This window comes from Corynebacterium sp. 11A (assembly GCF_008930935.1).
GTDB classification, from domain to species: domain Bacteria; phylum Actinomycetota; class Actinomycetes; order Mycobacteriales; family Mycobacteriaceae; genus Corynebacterium; species Corynebacterium megadyptis.
This window is the reverse complement of record NZ_PQMR01000002.1, coordinates 90,357-108,146: the sequence shown is the minus strand read 5'-3', so window position 1 is coordinate 108,146 and position 17,790 is coordinate 90,357. Positions and strand designations below refer to the sequence as shown.

General features: G+C 61.5%; 22 protein-coding genes. 15 read left to right on the top strand and 7 right to left on the bottom strand.

Annotation, left to right across the window (positions count from 1 at the left end; translation table 11 throughout):
• Positions 1-111: 111 nt before the first annotated feature.
• Positions 112-2,235: an elongation factor G gene (fusA, locus tag GBB18_RS03070; protein ID WP_151528971.1), complete on the top strand. Its 2,124-nt coding sequence runs from the start codon at positions 112-114 to the stop codon at positions 2,233-2,235.
• A 367-nt stretch (positions 2,236-2,602) separates the two neighbouring features.
• Positions 2,603-3,793: an elongation factor Tu gene (gene tuf / locus GBB18_RS03065; RefSeq protein WP_151549458.1), complete on the top strand. Its 1,191-nt coding sequence runs from the start codon at positions 2,603-2,605 to the stop codon at positions 3,791-3,793.
• 514 nt (positions 3,794-4,307) lie between these two features.
• Here tuf and GBB18_RS03060 read toward each other — a convergent pair.
• The 7 genes from GBB18_RS03060 to GBB18_RS03030 form a co-directional block, all read right to left on the bottom strand.
• Positions 4,308-4,928 (bottom strand): hypothetical protein, encoded by a 621-nt coding sequence (locus GBB18_RS03060; protein WP_151549459.1) that lies wholly within the window; start codon positions 4,926-4,928, stop codon positions 4,308-4,310.
• Positions 4,929-5,450 carry a DUF6286 domain-containing protein gene (locus tag GBB18_RS03055; RefSeq protein WP_151549460.1) on the bottom strand — a complete coding sequence of 174 codons (522 nt, stop codon included), beginning with the start codon at positions 5,448-5,450 and terminating at the stop codon, positions 4,929-4,931.
• Complete coding sequence (locus tag GBB18_RS03050; protein WP_151640718.1) at positions 5,447-6,430, bottom strand: hypothetical protein; 984 nt, start codon at positions 6,428-6,430, stop codon at positions 5,447-5,449. The genes GBB18_RS03055 and GBB18_RS03050 overlap by 4 nt, the downstream gene beginning before the upstream one ends.
• A 3-nt stretch (positions 6,431-6,433) precedes the next feature.
• A complete protein-coding gene (locus tag GBB18_RS03045) occupies positions 6,434-6,622 on the bottom strand; it encodes a hypothetical protein (protein WP_151640717.1) in 189 nt (62 codons plus the stop codon).
• A 62-nt stretch (positions 6,623-6,684) separates the two neighbouring features.
• Entirely contained in the window at positions 6,685-6,996 is a 312-nt protein-coding gene (locus tag GBB18_RS03040; RefSeq protein WP_151549463.1) for a hypothetical protein, read from the bottom strand.
• A 38-nt stretch (positions 6,997-7,034) separates the two neighbouring features.
• Positions 7,035-7,490, bottom strand: a complete 456-nt coding sequence (locus GBB18_RS03035) for an Asp23/Gls24 family envelope stress response protein (RefSeq protein WP_151549464.1) — start codon at positions 7,488-7,490, stop codon at positions 7,035-7,037.
• 375 nt (positions 7,491-7,865) lie between these two features.
• Positions 7,866-8,612 carry a trypsin-like serine protease gene (locus GBB18_RS03030; RefSeq protein WP_192795901.1) on the bottom strand — a complete coding sequence of 249 codons (747 nt, stop codon included), beginning with the start codon at positions 8,610-8,612 and terminating at the stop codon, positions 7,866-7,868.
• Positions 8,613-9,446: 834 nt separating this feature from the next.
• Between GBB18_RS03030 and rpsJ the strand changes: the two genes are divergently transcribed.
• From rpsJ to GBB18_RS02965, 13 genes are all read left to right on the top strand, one after another.
• On the top strand, positions 9,447-9,752 hold the full coding sequence (gene rpsJ, locus GBB18_RS03025) for a 30S ribosomal protein S10 (protein ID WP_003854291.1): 306 nt from the start codon (positions 9,447-9,449) through the stop codon (positions 9,750-9,752).
• 32 nt (positions 9,753-9,784) lie between these two features.
• A complete protein-coding gene (rplC, locus tag GBB18_RS03020) occupies positions 9,785-10,441 on the top strand; it encodes a 50S ribosomal protein L3 (RefSeq protein WP_151528962.1) in 657 nt (218 codons plus the stop codon).
• Positions 10,438-11,091: a 50S ribosomal protein L4 gene (gene rplD, locus GBB18_RS03015; protein WP_151528961.1), complete on the top strand. Its 654-nt coding sequence runs from the start codon at positions 10,438-10,440 to the stop codon at positions 11,089-11,091. The genes rplC and rplD overlap by 4 nt, the downstream gene beginning before the upstream one ends.
• Complete coding sequence (rplW, locus tag GBB18_RS03010; RefSeq protein WP_151528960.1) at positions 11,091-11,399, top strand: 50S ribosomal protein L23; 309 nt, start codon at positions 11,091-11,093, stop codon at positions 11,397-11,399. The genes rplD and rplW overlap by 1 nt, the downstream gene beginning before the upstream one ends.
• Positions 11,400-11,432: 33 nt before the next feature.
• Positions 11,433-12,269 (top strand): 50S ribosomal protein L2, encoded by an 837-nt coding sequence (rplB, locus tag GBB18_RS03005; protein WP_018018661.1) that lies wholly within the window; start codon positions 11,433-11,435, stop codon positions 12,267-12,269.
• Between the two features lie 15 nt (positions 12,270-12,284).
• Complete coding sequence (gene rpsS, locus GBB18_RS03000) at positions 12,285-12,563, top strand: 30S ribosomal protein S19 (protein WP_018018662.1); 279 nt, start codon at positions 12,285-12,287, stop codon at positions 12,561-12,563.
• Between the two features lie 3 nt (positions 12,564-12,566).
• Positions 12,567-12,926: a 50S ribosomal protein L22 gene (gene rplV, locus GBB18_RS02995; RefSeq protein WP_151528959.1), complete on the top strand. Its 360-nt coding sequence runs from the start codon at positions 12,567-12,569 to the stop codon at positions 12,924-12,926.
• A gap of 2 nt (positions 12,927-12,928) precedes the next feature.
• Positions 12,929-13,672, top strand: coding sequence for a 30S ribosomal protein S3 (gene rpsC / locus GBB18_RS02990; protein ID WP_018018664.1), 744 nt, complete (start codon positions 12,929-12,931; stop codon positions 13,670-13,672).
• A gap of 5 nt (positions 13,673-13,677) precedes the next feature.
• Entirely contained in the window at positions 13,678-14,094 is a 417-nt protein-coding gene (gene rplP, locus GBB18_RS02985; protein WP_018018665.1) for a 50S ribosomal protein L16, read from the top strand.
• Entirely contained in the window at positions 14,094-14,324 is a 231-nt protein-coding gene (gene rpmC / locus GBB18_RS02980) for a 50S ribosomal protein L29 (RefSeq protein ID WP_018018666.1), read from the top strand. The genes rplP and rpmC overlap by 1 nt, the downstream gene beginning before the upstream one ends.
• A gap of 2 nt (positions 14,325-14,326) precedes the next feature.
• A complete protein-coding gene (gene rpsQ / locus GBB18_RS02975; protein ID WP_151528958.1) occupies positions 14,327-14,605 on the top strand; it encodes a 30S ribosomal protein S17 in 279 nt (92 codons plus the stop codon).
• Positions 14,606-14,898: 293 nt separating this feature from the next.
• The gene (locus GBB18_RS02970) at positions 14,899-16,314 is read left to right on the top strand and encodes an aminobutyraldehyde dehydrogenase (RefSeq protein WP_151549466.1); all 1,416 of its coding nucleotides are present in this window, start codon (positions 14,899-14,901) and stop codon (positions 16,312-16,314) included.
• A 106-nt stretch (positions 16,315-16,420) separates the two neighbouring features.
• Positions 16,421-17,788, top strand: a complete 1,368-nt coding sequence (locus GBB18_RS02965; protein WP_151640715.1) for an NAD(P)/FAD-dependent oxidoreductase — start codon at positions 16,421-16,423, stop codon at positions 17,786-17,788.
• Positions 17,789-17,790: the final 2 nt, after the last annotated feature.

Sequence of the window (17,790 nt, the reverse complement as noted above, 5' to 3'; positions counted from 1 at the left end):
GTCGACTAGCTAACGGGCGATACGCTCGCGCGGATAGCTGAGAATGAGACAACTGTATCCACTCAGGGCGCCATTTGGCGGCCTACACCAACCAACAATTGGGGATTTACTGTGGCACAAGAAGTGCTTAAGGATCTAAAGAAGGTCCGCAATATCGGCATCATGGCCCACATCGATGCCGGTAAGACCACCACCACCGAACGTATTCTGTTCTACACCGGTATTAACCGTAAGGTCGGTGAGACCCACGACGGTGCCTCCACCACCGACTGGATGGAGCAGGAGAAGGAACGCGGCATTACCATTACCTCCGCAGCAGTGACCTGCTTCTGGGAGGGTAACCAGATCAACATCATCGACACCCCGGGTCACGTTGACTTCACCGTTGAGGTGGAGCGCTCCCTGCGCGTGCTCGATGGCGCTGTTGCTGTCTTCGACGGCAAGGAAGGCGTTGAGCCGCAGTCCGAGCAGGTGTGGCGTCAGGCTGCAAAGTATGACGTCCCGCGTATCTGCTTCGTGAACAAGATGGACAAGATGGGCGCGGACTTCTACTTCACCGTCCAGACCATCGTGGACCGCCTGAACGCGAAGCCGCTCGTTATGCAGCTCCCGATCGGTGCTGAGGACGACTTCGACGGCGTTGTCGACCTGCTCGAGATGAAGGCCCTCACTTGGCGTGGCAAGACCGATATCGGTACCGAAGCCACCGTCGAGGAGATCCCGGCCGATCTGCAGGAGAAGGCCGAGGAGTACCGCGAGAAGCTGCTCGAGGCCGTGGCTGAGTCCGACGAAGAGCTCATGGAGAAGTACTTCGGCGGCGAAGAGCTGACCATGGACGAGATCAAGGGCGCCATCCGCAAGATGACCGTCAACTCCGAGATCTACCCCGTGTACTGCGGTACCGCCTACCGCAATAAGGGTGTCCAGCCGCTGCTCGACGCTGTTGTGGACTTCCTGCCGAACCCGCTCGACGTGGGCGAGGTCGTGGGCCACAAGGTGGGCGAGGAAGAGGTCAAGCTGACCCGCAAGCCCTCCGACGACGCCCCGCTGTCCGCTCTTGCCTTCAAGATCGCAGCGCACCCGTTCTTCGGTAAGCTCACCTTCATCCGCGTGTACTCCGGTACCGCTGAGCCGGGCGAGCAGGTCCTGAACTCCACCAAGGACCGCAAGGAGCGCGTGGGCAAGATGTTCCAGATGCACGCCAACAAGGAGAACCCTGTTGAGAAGGCACACGCTGGTAACATCTACGCCTTCATTGGCCTGAAGGAGACCACCACTGGTGACACTCTCTGTAACGCCAATGACCCGATCATCCTCGAGTCCATGGACTTCCCGGATCCCGTGATCCAGGTGGCCATCGAGCCGAAGTCCAAGGCCGACCAGGAGAAGCTGGGTACCGCTATCCAGAAGCTGGCCGAAGAGGACCCGACCTTCACCGTGAACCTGGACGAGGAGTCCGGCCAGACCGTCATCGGCGGTATGGGCGAGCTGCACCTCGACGTTCTGGTTGACCGCATGAAGCGCGAGTTCAAGGTTGAGGCCAACGTGGGTGCCCCGCAGGTGGCGTACCGCGAGACCATCCGCAAGCCCGTGGAGAAGCTCGAGTACACCCACAAGAAGCAGACCGGTGGTTCCGGTCAGTTCGCGAAGGTCATCATCTCCATCGAGCCCTACGCACCCGATGCAGAGGAGCTCGAAGAGGGCGAGTCCGCAACCTACGCATTCGACAACCAAGTCACTGGTGGCCGCATCCCGAAGGAGTACATCCCCTCCGTGGACGCCGGTATCCAGGACGCTATGCAGTACGGCTTCCTCGCTGGCTTCCCGCTGGTGAACATCAAGGCCACCCTGCTCGACGGCCAGTACCACGAGGTTGACTCCTCTGAGATGGCCTTCAAGCTCGCCGGTTCCCAGGCGCTGAAGGAAGCTGTTGCCAAGGCAAAGCCGGCACTGCTCGAGCCGCTGATGGCCGTCGAGGTCATCACCCCCGAGGAGTACATGGGCGAGGTTATTGGCGATATCAACTCCCGCCGTGGCCAGGTTCAGTCCATGGACGACCGCTCCGGCGCGAAGGTTGTCAAGGCCCTCGTTCCGCTGTCTCAGATGTTCGGTTACGTCGGTGACCTGCGTTCGAAGACTCAGGGTCGTGCTAACTACACGATGATCTTCGATTCCTACGCAGAGGTTCCCACCAACGTGGCGCAGGACATCATCGCCGAGCGCACCGGCGCCTAAGCTCCGGCCGTGCCCTGGTTTCCAGCGAGGTTTTTGCCAGACCTAGCTGGGAACTGCGGGTAACGGCCCGCTGAGCGGGCACACTCTCCATGAGAGAGACCCGTTGAGCAGGCCGTTACCTGCGTTGGCCCGCACGCACCCATATCCTTATCCATCAGGGACGAAGGACGATGGTGGCGATGGGCCGGAATGGAAGTGAGGATGGTTTGAAATCTGCCATCACCACACCTATTATCATGTAACTGGCAATAAATGACCCGCTATATCTTCCTAAGTGAGATGCAACCGCATTGAGCCTATGGGGAAATAGCAAACAACTTGTGGCTGCGAGAGTCGTAGCCACCGCGAAGTCCAGGAGGACACAGAAGTGGCAAAGGCTAAGTTCGAGCGTAACAAGCCGCACGTAAACATCGGTACTATCGGTCACGTCGACCACGGTAAGACCACCACCACCGCAGCTATCACCAAGGTTCTGGCAGAGAAGTTCCCGGACCTGAACGAGGCTTCCGCTTTCGAGGCGATTGACAACGCCCCCGAGGAGCGCGAGCGCGGTATTACCATTAACGTTTCTCACGTTGAGTACGAGACCGAGAAGCGCCACTACGCACACGTGGACGCCCCGGGCCACGCCGACTACATCAAGAACATGATTACCGGCGCTGCTCAGATGGACGGCGCAATCCTCGTGGTTGCCGCTACCGACGGCCCCATGCCGCAGACCCGTGAGCACGTGCTGCTCGCTCGCCAGGTTGGCGTGCCCTCCATCCTCGTTGCACTGAACAAGTGCGACATGGTGGATGACGAGGAAATCGTCGAGCTCGTCGAGATGGAGGTCCGCGAGCTGCTGGCCGACCAGGAGTACGACGAGGAAGCTCCGATCGTTCACATCTCCGCTCTGAAGGCTCTCGAGGGCGACCAGAAGTGGGTTGACTCCGTTGCTGAGCTCATGCAGGCTTGCGATGACTTCATCCCGGATCCGGTCCGCGAGACCGACAAGCCCTTCTTGATGCCGATCGAGGACATCTTCACCATCACCGGCCGCGGCACCGTGGTTACCGGCCGTGTGGAGCGCGGCAAGCTCGAGGTCAACGACGAGGTCGAGATCCTGGGTATCCGCGAGAAGTCCCAGAAGACCACCGTCACCGGTATCGAGATGTTCCGCAAGATGATGGACTACACCGAGGCTGGCGACAACTGTGGTCTGCTTCTGCGTGGTACCAAGCGCGAGGACGTCGAGCGTGGCCAGATTGTGGCCAAGCCGGGCGCCTACACCCCCCACACCCAGTTCGAGGGTTCCGTCTACGTCCTGTCCAAGGACGAGGGCGGCCGCCACACCCCGTTCTTCGACAACTACCGTCCGCAGTTCTACTTCCGCACCACCGACGTTACCGGTGTCGTGAAGCTTCCCGACGGTGTCGAGATGGTTATGCCTGGCGACAACGTTGACATGTCCGTCGAGCTGATCCAGCCCGTCGCCATGGACGAGGGTCTGCGCTTCGCTATCCGTGAGGGTGGCCGCACCGTGGGCGCTGGTCGCGTTACCAAGATCATCAAGTAATGATCTTCACGTCCTAGCCAGCACTTAGCTGCTCGCTAGAGCGAACTCATCCCCCTAGGTTCTCCTAGGGGGATTTTTCATGCCCGTGTGCCGCCGCTCGCGCAAGTGCAGCCCGGCGAAAGCTCCGCCTGCCCCGCTCACCACCCTGTGGCACGCTGTCAGTTTGGCCGCGGCTAAAGGGGATAGCCAAGCAAGCCCATGCAGCCGCCACGGGTACCTCAACGCCGCTGAGCGGCTACTGGCGGTTCCCCAAGGGCACCACGAGAGAGAAATACGCGGAGTGTGTGGCTTACCCGAACATGTGGAGCGGACCGCCGGACCAGGCCCACCCCATCGGGCTACCCAGCGCACGGAGGCAGCCTCACTGCGTGCACTGTGACGCTAGGGGAGTGCGCACCGAACGTGCGGGCCGCCGCGGCTGCGGTGTGCGGGGCAGAGACGCAGCAGCGCCCCTGCTCGCCGTAGCGAGGGGGCGCTGCTGGTCCAATGAGCTGTCGAGGAAGTCCAATGGCTCCTAGACGGTGCTATTGGTGGAGATGCGGCGCTGATTCGGCAGCATCTCCAGGATGTAGCGAATCGCGATCTTGGTTTCCGGCAGGGCCTCGTCGAGGCTGTGGCGGATGGAGTCGAGCTCCGGGAGGAGGCCGCTGTGTAGCGAGGCCGGCTTCGCCAGAATCGTGAACTGCATGGTGGGCTCGGAGCGATCGACGTACACCTTGGTGCGGACGCGCTCCACGCCGTCGATGGTCTCGATGGAGTCTGCGGCGGCATCGGCGAGGTCAGCGACCTCGACACTAATGCGCCCGTGCAGATCCTCGGTACCGCCGAGTCCCGTGCCGGCAGCCTCCACCGAATCCCGGGAGGCGGTACCTCGAGAGAAACGATGGGTGCGCAGGTTGGCGATGATCAGCGGCAATCCGATGAGGACGGCCACGGCGATGGTTACGGCTAGACCGATGATCCAGCCGCTGCCCTCCACGGCGTCGGGCCAATTGGGGATGTCAAGCCATGCGAAGATGTCTTGGGCCCACTGGGCGTCGAAAAGCGTACCAATAAACGGGGCAGCGAAGGCGCCGAGGAGCAGAGCTACGAGGAACACCACGAGACGGTCAATAAAAGAAAGGCGGGTAGTCATCTAGCTTTCCTTTCCGTCGTTGTGAGTGGTGATCTTCAGCTTCATGGACGAGGAGAGTGCATGAACGTGCTTCTCCTCTTCCGCGCGCAACTTGTCCAGCATGGCTTCGTCGGCGAAGTCAGTCTGTACCTGCACGCCTGCCTTCTTCTTCCGCACAGTGCTCTCCGCGGCGCGCACCCCAGGAATGCTGAGGGCGGTGGCGGTGAGCAGGCGGGCGAAGTCCACGCGACGAATATGCAGGGTGGTATCACCGTAGCTGTATTCGAGGTGCGTGGTGGAGCGCGGTTTGAATGCGATAAACAGCAGGATCAGGGCAAGCGCGGCGCACGCCCCGGCGACTGCAAACATCCACGTGGCCCACTGATCGACATCGCGCAGATAATTCAGCACGGGTTCGATCCAGCTGCTCTGGTTGGTATCGGAGAGCAGGACCCAAAGTTCCCGGCCGGCGATAGCGCCGGCGGCGACGAGGAGCAGGCCGATGAAGATCGCTACTCCGCGGGCTGCGGGTTGTGCTTTCATCGTGCGGACCTCCTCTTCTGGGGTGTGGGCTGGTAGACCGCACTGGGATGAACCACAGGACGGATGGTGGGCTTTTGCGGGTTACGACGTGGCTCGATGAGACGCGGACGCTTCGGCGCGCTCGGGCGGAAAGGCTCGATCGGCTTCGGCGCACGCACCTCCACCACGGGCACGCGGCGGGCCCGCACGGGGGTGAGTGCTGGGCGCTCCGAGGCGCTGGGGTGGTAGGGCTCGGTCGGCTGCGGGCGCTGCGCCGGACGCACGGGCACCGTGTTCACTCGCACGGGAGTGATTTCGGGGCGCGGGCGGACACGGGGCGAGTGCGGGGTGGCGCGTTTCGGCGCCTGCACCGGCACCGCCGTGATGCTCTTGGGAGCTTGCACCACGATCGGCTCTTGGCGCTGCGGCGCGCGTACCGGACGTGGTTCGGCGCTGCGATTGACCTTAATGGGCTGAAGCGGGGAACGCTCAGCTACCTCGATTTCAGCGAGCGCAGCACTCTGCTTATCGACACTCACCTCGCGGCCTTTTACGCCGGGGTAATAGTCAGCGGTGGTGATGGCGGTGAGCTGCTCGGGGCGGCGATTCACCAGCTCCACGGGGGTGGGGATGGGATCGTAGTGGCGTAGCTCCTCGAGAGAGAGTCGCTGTTCGCCACGGACCACGGTGCCAACAACCACGGAGACTGATTCACACTCGTAGTCGAGATAGGTCTTCACCGCGCCGGCGATAGCGCGGCGGGCCATCTCTGCCACAGAGGTCACTGGGGCAGGGAAGGAGCAGGCGATGAAGGCCTCCACAGAGACGGTGCGGTACTCGTTGTCCACGAGGGCGTCGATACGCGGGAAGCTGCGGCGGCCAAGCCGCTCGAGCTTCACTGTGCCGGGGACAGCGTTCAGCGCTTCGAGGATGATCGTGCGAGTGACGCGTTCGTCGATGCTGGTGCGGCCGCGGCCATCAGTAGTACTGGGGGCCGTCACGTGCTATCCCCTTCCGCGATTGTTCACGGAGTCGAATGCGCGTCGCAGGTCGATCTCGCCACCGAAGTGGGCCCCGAGGACGCCGCCGAGGGCGCCCAGCGCGAGCGCAAGGAAGAAACCGCCGAAGCCGCCGAAAATGCCAGCGAAGGCAAGCGCGAGGCCAATGACGATTCCGAGTTCAAATTTACTCATGGAATGTGTCCTTGAAGTCTAGAAATGATGTGGGGTTCACGCCCTGGGAAGGGGTGAACCCGCTACGCGGCGACGTCGGCGATGGTGACATCGATAGCGCCAGAAACATAAGGGGATGCAACCTCGCGGCACCGTTGTGCCACGCCCTGTAGGTCAGAGAGGGCATCCTGGGTGACCACGAGATGGATCTCCAGTCGCTGGTCGCCATTATCGGACGTGCGCTGAGCCAAACCCGGGTAACGAACACCGGGATAGAGAAGCGCAATCTGCCCGTATCGCCCGGAGTGGAGGGAGTCAACCCCGTCCACTCCGAGGAGAGCATCGCTCAGTTCTGCCGCGTGTGTCTGGTCAAGACGATGCGGTGTATGAGACATATGGTTATGAACGCTGATGAGGCTGTTCGCAGTCGCGTTTAGTTGACGCGAGGAGCGGCGGACTCTTCCTCGTCCTCGTTCTCGTCCTTAGGGAGGTTGACGTCGTGAACCACAACGTTGACCTCGGTGACCTTCAGGCCGGTCATGGACTCGATAGCGTCGATAACGTTCTGGCGGATAGCCTCAGCCAGCTCGTGGATGGCTACGCCGTACTCGGCGATGATGGCGACGTCGGCAGCAGCCTCGGTCTCGCCAACCTCAACGTCCACACCCTGGCGCACGTCGGTGCCAGCGTTGAAGGAGTCGCGCAGAGCGCCAACCATACGAGCAGCGCCGCCGCCTAGGTCGTGCACACCGGAGACCTCGCGGGCAGCGATGCCAGCGATCTTGGCAACCACGACGTCGTCGATGCTGGTGCGGCCGCGCTGGGTGTCCAAAACGGAATCGTTCTTGACGTCGATGTCGGTGCCGGTCTTCTTCTCGTTCTCAGCCATGAGAAATTCTCCTTTATATAAAGTATTGAAAATTCTGTGCCGCCCCCTTTATCACCAGAGAACTTATCTCGAGGTGAGACGGCCCAATATGCAGGGCCGAGGGTGTTCGGCGGTCGTGCGGTCTTAATAATTAAGGCCGCCCTCGCCATTTTAGACCTAACCTGCTGGTTTGGCACCCTTCGGTAGGTATCAGTTCAGTAACGAAGAAAAATACGTTAACGACCGCCTTTTACGCCTCAAGGGGCTATTTTTCAATCTTCTTAGTGGAATTGTGTGCGGGTTAGACACATCGTCGCGGCGCGGGATAAACAACAGAAAACCTCGACCACCGCGTGGGTGGTCGAGGGTAAGGTGGTCGGGCGCGCTAGGCGTTACTTAGCCAAAGAGTGGGAAACTGCTCGGGTCCGAGAAGGAGTTGACGAGCAGGATGGTTCCGCCGGACAGAGCGCCAATGACGTGGCGTTTTCCGTCCGCGCCGGCCACGTGTAGCGGGCCACCGGAATCACCCTGAATGGTGGGCACAACGGCAACGACGGTGGAGGACTCCGGATCGGAATAGACAATCACGCCACAGGTGCGCCCCAAGGAGCCGCCTTCCTGGCAAGCAGTACGGCCAACGAGGTCAGGAGTGATGGCCTGGGGCTCGCCGAGTTCCCAAGGGGAGTTCCATGCGTCGTAGAACGGATTGCCCTTGACGAGCTCGCTCAGGATGGGACGGTGGTGCGAATAGGAGTGGATGGTGGTGGCGTCATACTCTACGTTAGCGGCGAGCGGGAATACCGCTACGTCCTGTACCTGAGGGGGCAGAAGCTCGTTGTTCTCGCCATAGAACGTCTTGAGCTCGTCCAGCTCGGCGTCGGTGGCGAGAACCTGGTTATCGCCGGCGGAGCGGACGGAAACGACGTCGGCTTCTTCGAAACAATGGCCCGCGGTGACGCCCCACGCGCGGCCATTGTTGTCCTGGCGAATATCGGTGAGGGTGCAGCCATAGGTGTTGCCATCGGCAGTGTCCATCAGGATGGAGTCACCGGCATGGGTGGTGGCGTTGGCAACTGGGGCGAATGCGACGGCTGCGGCCATGATTCCGGCGGCCACGGTGGCGAAAAGGGAGGAAGGCTTCATTAATCTCATTCTCTTCGGTGGTAACTGGGGGAGCGACTCTCTCGTCATGGTAACACCCGATGGCGCTGTAGCCGAGGCCCCGAGGTAAGGGCATCCTGTCTGGATGCTGGTTCCGTGCGGCCTGAGGGGTGGCCTCGTCCGAGGCTACAGCGTGCTCCGGAGACGAGGACTTCCTCGTGCCGCCTGATGTGCGGCACGTAATGTAAAACGATTTCGCGCTGCGTTGCGTTACATCGGCCGGTGAATGTGGGCGTGGGGCGCGGCTGACGAACCGAGGGGGCGTCGACAAGCATCATGCGGAGCGGAAAATCAGCAACTACTTGCGCTTATAGCGGGCTCTGTGTTTAAATACTTGAGTTGCCTTAACACGGCGGCGCCTCAAAACCGCCCTCTAGCAGGGTGGATAGGGGTTGGCCGGCGCTGGTAGGGCAAGCATGAACCACCTTCTGCCACATCTTCGGATGTGGCCGTAGAGATGGAGTCCGCACACAAGGTTGTGCGGAGACCGGATCGCGAAGAAGGGGCATGGTAAGTAAACAGCGGCAGTATGGAAACCGGATGAACAATCCCTTCCAGCTTGGATAACTACGGTCATCGTCTCGCTCTCATCCAGTGTGAACTAGGGGGAAGCGGAACTAGCACGTAGGGATACAAAGCACTGGGCGTGATGTTTGCATCATGCACCCAACTTTCTTTCCTACTTTGTGAGAAACCGACAAGTAACACTGGCGTTGCGACCAGCCCCAACTGACCGGCCGGACAACGTTATAGAGAACATGAAAGCGATTCCCACCACTCGAATTCGATGTGGGACAAGCGAGGAAGAGGATTAGCGTGGCGGGACAAAAAATCCGCATTCGGCTCAAGGCCTATGACCATGAGGCGATCGATGCGTCTGCACGCAAGATCGTGGAGACGGTCACCCGCACAGGCGCCCGTGTTGTCGGCCCTGTGCCACTGCCCACTGAAAAGAACGTGTACGCCGTTATTCGTTCTCCCCACAAGTACAAGGACTCTCGCGAGCACTTCGAGATGCGCACGCATAAGCGCCTGATCGATATCCTCGACCCGACGCCGAAGACGGTTGATGCCCTCATGCGCATCGATCTGCCGGCCAGCGTCGACGTGAACATTCAGTGATCGACGAAACTTTTTGGCACGGAGAATAAATAATGAGTGAACAAGAGATCAAGGGCATTCTGGGTACCAAGCTCGGCATGACCCAGGTCTTCGACGAGGAGAACCGCGTTGTGCCGGTGACCGTCGTCGAGGCTGGGCCCTGTGTGGTTACCCAGATCCGAACCGTTGAAACCGATGGCTACAACGCCATCCAGATCGCCTATGGCGACATCGACCCTCGCAAGGTGAACAAGCCTGGCGCTGGTCACTTCAAGAAAGCTGGCGTTACCCCTCGCCGCCACCTCACCGAGATTCGTCTCGACGATGTGAGCGGATATGAGGTCGGCCAGGACGTGACCGTGGAGATCTTCGAAGGCATTGACTTCGTGGATGTCACCGGCACCTCCAAGGGCCACGGCTTCGCCGGCGGTATGAAGCGTCACGGCTTTGCTGGCCAGGGCGCAGCCCACGGTAACCAGGCCGCTCACCGCCGCGTCGGTGGCATTGGCGCCTGCGCTACCCCGGGTCGCGTTTTCAAGGGCAAGCGTATGGCTGGACGCATGGGTAACAACCGCGTCACCACCCAGAACCTGAAGGTTCAGAAGATCGACGCCGATTCCAACCTGTTGCTCATCAAGGGTGCTATCCCTGGTGTACGCGGTGGAATCGTAACCGTTAAGACCGCAGTGAAGGGCGGTGCACACGCATGACCAATCTCAAGCTTGACGTCCACACCGCTGACGGTGGCACCGACGGCCAGGTTGAGCTGCCCGCATCCATTTTCGACCAGGACGCCAGCATTGCGCTGATGCACCAGGTTGTGAATGCACAGCTCTCCGCCAAGCGTCAGGGCACTCACTCCACCAAGACCCGCGGCGAGGTCCGCGGCGGTGGTAAGAAGCCGTGGCGCCAGAAGGGCACCGGCCGTGCTCGCCAGGGTTCCATCCGTGCTCCGCACTGGACCGGTGGCGGCATTGTCCACGGCCCCAAGCCGCGTAACTACGCTCAGCGCACCCCGAAGAAGATGATCGCCGCCGCTCTGCGTGGCGCTCTCTCGGACCGCGCTCGTCACGACCGCATTCACGTGGTCTCCGAGCTCGTGCCGGGCCAGGTGCCTTCCACTAAGAAGGCCAAGGGCTTCCTCGAGCGTCTCACCGACCGTCGTCAGATTCTGGTTGTCGTGACTCGCGAGGACATCACCGCGCGCAAGTCCGTCAACAACCTGCCGCACGTTCGTACCCTCGTCGCCGATCAGCTCAACACCTACGATGTGTTGTACTCCGACGACGTCGTGTTCTCGGTTGAGGCACTGAACGCCTTCGTGACCCGCGCACAGCGCGTCGAGAAGGAGGAGAAGTAATGGCTAAGATCGCCAATCCCCGCGACATCATCATCGCTCCGGTTGTCTCCGAGAAGTCGTATGAGTTGATGGAGCAGAACACCTACACCTTCCTGGTGGACCCCCGCGCCAACAAGCGCGCTATTGGTCACGCCATCGAGGAGATCTTCGGTGTCAAGGTGGCTCGCGTCAACACCGCCAACCGTGAGGGCAAGCGCAAGCGCACCCGCACCGGCGGCTACGGCCAGCGCAAGGCAACCAAGCGCGCCTACGTGACTCTGCGCGAAGGCAGCGACGCAATCGACATCTTCGGCGGTTCGGCCGCGTAACCCGCGAGTCGAGACATTAAGGACTGAGAAAGTATGGCTATTCGTAAGTACAAGCCGACTACGCCGGGTCGCCGTCAGAGCTCTGTCTCCCAGTTCGAGGAAATCACTCGTTCCACCCCGGAGAAGTCTCTGCTGCGCCCGCTGAGCAAGACCGGTGGCCGTAACGTACACGGTCACATCACCGTTCGCCACAAGGGCGGCGGACACAAGCGTCGTTACCGCGTGATTGATTTCCGCCGTAACGACAAGGACGGTATTCCGGCCAAGGTCGCTCACATCGAGTACGACCCGAACCGTACCGCCAACATCGCTCTGCTTCACTATGCCGATGGCGAGAAGCGCTACATCGTGGCGCCGAAGAACCTGAAGCAGCACGCGATCGTTGAATCCGGCCCCAATGCTGATATCAAGCCCGGCAACAACCTGCCGTTGCGCAACATCCCGACCGGTACCACCATTCACTGCGTGGAACTGAAGCCGGGTGCTGGTGCCAAGCTGGCTCGTTCCGCTGGTGCCTCGATCCAGCTGCTCGGTAAGGAAGGAAAGTACGCTGTGCTGCGTATGCCCTCCTCCGAGATCCGCCGCGTGGATGTGCGCTGCCGCGCCACCATCGGCGAGGTCGGAAACCAGGATCAGATCAACATTCGCTGGGGCAAGGCTGGCCGTATGCGCTGGAAGGGCGTACGTCCTACCGTCCGCGGTGTCGTGATGAACCCGGTTGACCACCCGCACGGTGGTGGTGAAGGCCGCACCTCTGGTGGTCGCCACCCTGTGTCGCCTTGGGGTAAGAAAGAAGTTCGTACCCGCAAGCCGAACCGTTACAGCAACGACATGATCGTTCGCCGTCGTCGTTCCAACAAGAAGCGTTAAGAGGAGGGAATTTAGATGCCACGTAGCCTCAAGAAGGGCCCGTTCGTCGATGAGCACCTCCTCAACAAGGTGGATGTTCAGAACGAAAACGGTACCAAGAAGGTAATCAAGACCTGGTCTCGTCGTTCCACCATTCTTCCCGATTTCATCGGTCACACCTTCGCCGTCCATGACGGTCGCAAGCACGTGCCGGTGTTCGTGGATGATTCCATGGTGGGCCACAAGCTAGGCGAGTTCGCACCGACCAAGACCTTCAAGGGTCACGTCAAGGATGACAAGAAGGGACGTAGGTAAGCGATGAGTGACCAAATCACTACCGCCCGCGCTACCGCGCGCTTCGTCCGGGTCTCCCCGATGAAGGCACGTCGTGTCGTGGACCTGGTCCGCGGCAAGTCCGTGTCCGAAGCACTCGCGATCCTGAAGTACGCCCCCCAGGGCGCTTCCGATCCGGTCGCGAAGGTCGTTGCTTCCGCTGCGGCTAACGCAGAAAACAACTTCGGTCTGGACCCGAAGACCCTGGTTATCTCCCAGGCATGGGCAGACGAAGGCCCGACCATGCGCCGGATCCGTCCGCGCGCCCAGGGTCGTGCTTTCCAAGTTCGCAAGCGCACCAGCCACATCACCGTGGTTGTCGAGAGCCAGAAGGAAGGTGCCTAAGCATGGGCCAGAAAATCCATCCCCACGGCCTCCGGCTGGGTATCACTTCTGACTGGAAGTCCCACTGGTACGCCGACAAGAACTATGCAGACTACCTCGCTGAGGACATCAAGATCCGCGAGTTCCTCTCCAAGGGTCTTGACCGCGCTGGTATCGCCGATGTTGTCATCGAGCGCACCCGCGATCGCGTCCGCGTCGACATTCACACCGCCCGCCCGGGCATCGTGATCGGCCGTCGTGGTTCCGAGGCCGACCGCATCCGCGGCCAGCTGGAGAAGCTGACCGGCAAGCAGGTCGCCCTCAACATCCTCGAGGTCAAGAACATCGACGCTAACGCTCAGCTGGTGGCTCAGTCCATCGCCGAGCAGCTCGCTAACCGCGTTGCTTTCCGTCGTGCTATGCGCAAGGCCATCCAGTCCGCGATGCGCCAGCCGCACGTCAAGGGCATCAAGGTGCAGTGCGCCGGTCGTCTCGGCGGTGCCGAGATGTCCCGCACCGAGCGCTACCACGAGGGTCGCGTTCCGCTGCACACCCTGCGCGCCGAGATCGACTACGGCACCTACGAGGCCCACACCACCTTCGGCCGCATCGGCGTGAAGGTGTGGATCTACAAGGGTGACGTCGTCGGTGGCAAGCGCGAGTCCGAGCTCAACGCACCGCAGGCCCGTCGCGGCCGCGGCGACCGTCGCGAGCGTCCGCGCCGCGGTGGCCAGCGCCGTCAGCGCGCAGAGAAGAAGGAGGGCTAAACCTCATGCTTATTCCCAAGCGCGTGAAGTACCGTCGCCAGCACCGCCCGCACCGTCGCGGTATGGCCAAGGGCGGCACTCGCGTAACCTTCGGTGACTACGGAATCCAGGCTCTCGAGCCGGCCTACGTCACCAACCGTCAGATTGAGGCCGCACGTATTGCCATCAACCGCCACGTCAAGCGTGGTGGCAAGGTGTGGATCAACATCTTCCCGGATCGTCCCCTGACCCAGAAGCCGCTCGGCGTGCGTATGGGTTCCGGTAAGGGCCCCGTGGAGAAGTGGGTCGCCAACGTGAAGCCGGGTCGCATCCTCTTCGAGATGAGCTACCCGAACGAGGCAGTTGCCTTGGAGGCACTGCGTCGCGCTGGTCAAAAACTGCCCATGAAGTTCCGCATCGTTAGGAAGGAGGACCAGTTCTAATGGCTACCGGTACCCCTGCACACGAATTGCGTGAGCTTTCCGCAGAAGAACTGACCACCAAGCTGAACGAGGCCAAGGAAGAGCTGTTCAACCTGCGCTTCCAGTTGGCTACCGGTCAGCTGACCAACAACCGCCGCCTGCGCACGGTCAAGCGCGACATCGCCCGCATTTACACGGTTATCCGCGAGCGTGAGCTGGGCCTGTCCGTGGTTCCGGGAGCTGAGGCTTAACAATGAGTGAGGCAAACGTGAACAAGAAGGAAAAGGGCGCTCAGAAGGTCCGTCTCGGCTACGTGGTTTCTGACAAGATGCAGAAGACCATCGTGGTGGAGCTCGAGGACCGCAAGCAGCACGCCCTCTACGGCAAGACCATCCGCACCAACTCCAAGGTGAAAGCACACGATGAGAACGAAACCGCCGGTATCGGCGACCGCGTCCGCATCGAAGAATGCCGCCCGCTGTCCAAGGACAAGCACTACCGTCTCGTCGAGATCGTCGAGAAGGCCCGCTAAACCTGTAGCGGCATAAGAAAAACCGGCCCCGCCCATGAGGTGGTGGCCGGTTTTTTGCGCTTATCGACGCCGCCTCCCCGGACGCTGCACCGAACCTCCCCAGCTCCCCACGTGCCGCACACCTCCTCCGTGCCGCGCGCGATTAGCGTAACCTAAGCACACAATGCACTCGCCCCGTGGGTGAATCTGAAAAGTGATTATTGCCACGTGGGCGATGTGTGTGTGGTGTACCGCCTCCCCATACTGAACAGCACAGCCCGCAGCATGGTGGGCCCTACGTGCTAGGAGGCGCAATGCTAGAGAACTTTATCAATAATCGTTTCGTGCCAGCGGAGACCTCCGAGGCTTTCGACCTCATCAGTCCCGTGACGGAGGAGGTGCTCGGACAGTCCCCGATCTCAGGCCAGCAGGATATTGATGCTGCGGTCGCCGCGGCCGACGCGGCCTTTAGCCAGTGGAGCCGCACCACCCCCAGCGAGCGGCAACGCTACCTGCTGCAGATCGCCGACGCTATCGAGGAGAACTCTCGCCACTTGGCCGAGGTGCAATCCCGCGAAACCGGCCAGCTCATTCACATGATCGAGGCCGAAGAGTGCCAGGTCGGCGCCGACCAGGTCCGCTTTTTCGCCGGCGCCGCCCGGACGCTGTCGGGGGTGGCGCAAAGCGAGTACATGGAGGGACACACCTCCTCGATCCGCCGCGAGCCGCTGGGCGTGGTGGCGCAGGTAGCGCCATGGAACTACCCGCTCATGATGGGACTGTGGAAGATCATTCCCGCCATCGCTGCCGGCAATACGGTGGTATTTAAGCCGAGCGATACGACGCCCTCCTCCACTCTGGCCCTCGCTAAGCTCCTGGCAGATATTCTGCCGGATGGTGTCGTCAATATCGTTCTCGGCGATGCCTCCACCGGCGCGGCTTTGGTGGCGCACCCGACGGTGCGGATGTGTGCGATTACCGGCTCGGTTCCGGCCGGGCGCGCCGTGGGGCGCAGCGCCGGTGAGAACCTCAAGCGCTCGCACCTCGAGCTGGGCGGCAAGGCCCCCGTGATCGTCTGTGCTGATGCCGATCTCGCCGCTGCTGCCGAAGGCATCGCGCAGGCTGGCTTCTTCAACGGCGGCCAGGATTGCACTGCCGCCACCCGGGTGCTGGTGGAGGCGAGTGTGGAGGAAGAATTCACGTCCTTGCTGGTGGAGCAGGCCGAGAAGTTGCGGCCGGGCGCACCGGAGGACACCGAGGCCTTCTATGGCGCGCTCAACAATCCCCGCCATTTCGAGAAAGTACTGGGTGTGCTCAACGACCTTCCCGAGCACGCCCACATCGCCACCGGCGGGGAGCGCGTGGGCAGCGCGGGGTTCTATCTGGCCCCCACCGTGATTACGGGGCTGCGGCAATCGGATCGAGCTATCCAGGAGGAGAGCTTCGGGCCGATTCTCACGGTGCAGCCCTTCGCCGATATCGATGAGGCGCTCACCTTGGCCAATGACGTCTCCTATGGTCTGGCCTCCAGCATCTGGACGAGCGATGTGCGGGTCTCGGATCGCGCCAGCCGGGAGCTGGACTTCGGATGTGTCTGGATCAACTGCCATATCCCGCTGGTGGCAGAAATGCCCCATGGCGGCTTCAAGGACTCCGGCTATGGCAAGGACCTCTCCCTCTACGGCTTGGAGGAATACACCCGTATCAAGCACGTCATGAGCGCCCACTAGCGGCTCATCCCCGCGGCGAGTGAGGCCGCATCCACGGGCTGTATCCACGGCCCTTATTACTACGGGCGTTGTCACGTCCCCCCTGCATTATCGAAGGAGTTTTATCATGTCTGAGCACCGCACTGTCGATGTTGCGATCATTGGCGCCGGTCCCGCCGGCCTGTCCGCCGCGCATCGTCTCACCGAGGCCGGCCACAGCGTGGCCGTTCTCGAGGCCCGCGACCGAGTGGGCGGGCGCACCCGCTCTGATGTCATGGATGGTGGCTGGTTCGAGATCGGCGGCCAGTGGGTGTCGCCGGATCAAACCGAGCTGCTCGCCACCCTCGATGAACTCGGCTTGGAGACGTTTCAACGCTACCGCGAGGGCGAGTCCATCTACCTCGGTCCCGATGGCGAGGTGAAGCGCTATACCGGCGAAATATTCCCGTGCGCCGAATCCACGCAGCGCGAGATCCTCCGCCTTATCGCGCTGATGGATGAGCATGTCTCCGACATGGATCCGGCCCGGCCGTGGGAGCATCCGCGCGCCGAGGAATGGGACAATGTGACCTTCCAGCACTGGCTGGAGCAGCAGTCCGATGATGAGGAGGCGCGCAAGAACATCGGCCTCTTCATTGCCGGCGGCATGCTCACCAAACCGGCCCACACCTTCTCCGCGCTGCAGGCGCTGCACATGGCCGCCTCGGCGGGATCATTCAGCAATTTGGTGGATGAGGACTTCATCCTCGATGCCCGCGTGGTGGGCGGTATGCAGAAGGTGTCTCTCACCCTCGCCGAGCGGATTGGCTCGGAAAATATCCTGCTCGGCACCCCGGTGCGCACCATCGAGCGCAGTGATGAGGGCGTGGTGGTCTACGGCGATAACGACACCGTGGTGGAGGCTGCCTATGCCATTCTTGCGATCCCGCCGAATCTTTACAATCGCATCTCCTATGTGCCGGAGATGCCCCGCACCCAGCACATCATGCACCAGCACCAGTCCATGGGTCTGGTGATTAAGGTGCACGCCACCTACGCCACTCCCTTCTGGCGCGACAAGGGGCTATCGGGTACCTGTTTCTCCTCGGAGCACCTGGTGCAGGAGATCTACGACAACACCAATTACGGCGATTCCCGCGGCACCCTCGTGGGCTTCATCATCGATACCCGCGCGGAGGAGATGTTCGCGCTGCCCGAGGAGGAGCGTAAGCGCACCATCCTCGACGCCATGGCCGTGATGCTCGGCGAGGAGGCCCGCGAGCCTGAGTCCTTCTACCTCTCCGATTGGGGCGCCGAGGAATGGACCCGCGGCGCCTATGCCTGCTCCTACGATATGGGCGGGCTCTTTCGCTGGGGGAAGTACAACGAGGAACCAGTCGGGCGCATGTACTTCGCCTGCTCGGATATTGCCGGCGCGGGCTACCAGCACGTTGATGGCGCGATCCGCATGGGGCATAAGGTTGCGGCCACCCTTCACGATCTGCTCGAGGAGTGATC